Source organism: Pseudomonas sp. 18.1.10, assembly GCF_024655625.1.
Lineage (GTDB): Bacteria > Pseudomonadota > Gammaproteobacteria > Pseudomonadales > Pseudomonadaceae > Aquipseudomonas.
In genome coordinates this window covers 1-705 of record NZ_JANLGL010000470.1, presented here as the reverse complement: position 1 = coordinate 705, position 705 = coordinate 1, and the positions used below count along the sequence as shown (strand labels likewise).

At 67.2% G+C, this 705-nt stretch carries 1 protein-coding gene; it reads left to right on the top strand.

Going from position 1 to position 705, the window contains the following annotated elements; genetic code table 11:
- A partial coding sequence (locus NUV89_RS29740; RefSeq protein ID WP_257784128.1) for an AMP-binding protein occupies positions 1 to 705 on the top strand: 705 nt, incomplete at both ends.

Here is a 705-nt window from a genome sequence, read left to right as displayed (position 1 = left end):
GCCCAGGCACAGCAACGCCCCGACGCGATTGCCCTGTGCCTTGGCGAGCAGTCGATCACCTACGCCGAGCTGAACCGCCAGGCCAACCGCCTGGCCCATCAACTGATCGCGCTGGGCGTCGGCCCGGAAGTGCTGGTGGGCGTGGCGGTGGAGCGCTCGTTCGAGATGGTGGTGAGCCTGCTGGCGGTGCTCAAGGCCGGTGGTGCCTACGTGCCGCTGGACCCGCAATACCCGCGTGAGCGCCTGCTGCATATGCTCGCAGACAGCGGCGTGCACCTGGTGCTGAGCCAGTCCCACGTCGCGATGCCGCTGCCCGAGGGCATGGCCACCCTGGACCTGGCGGATGCACGCCTGGCGCTGCAATCCGAGGCAGACCCGCAGGTCGTGGTGTCCCCGCAGAACCTCGCTTATGTGATCTACACCTCAGGTTCCACCGGCAAGCCCAAGGGCGTGGCGATCAACCATGCGGCGCTGAGCGAGTTTTCCAGCATCGCCGCCGGTTACTCGCGGCTGACCCCGGACGACCGGGTGCTGCAGTTCGCCACCCTGAACTTCGACGGTTTTGTCGAGCAGCTCTACCCGGCGCTGACCCACGGCGCCACGGTGATCCTGCGCGGTCCGGAGCTGTGGGACAGTGCGCGGCTGTACAGCGAAATCATTGCGCAAGGCATCACCCTGGCCGACTTGCCGACGGCCTACTGGAAC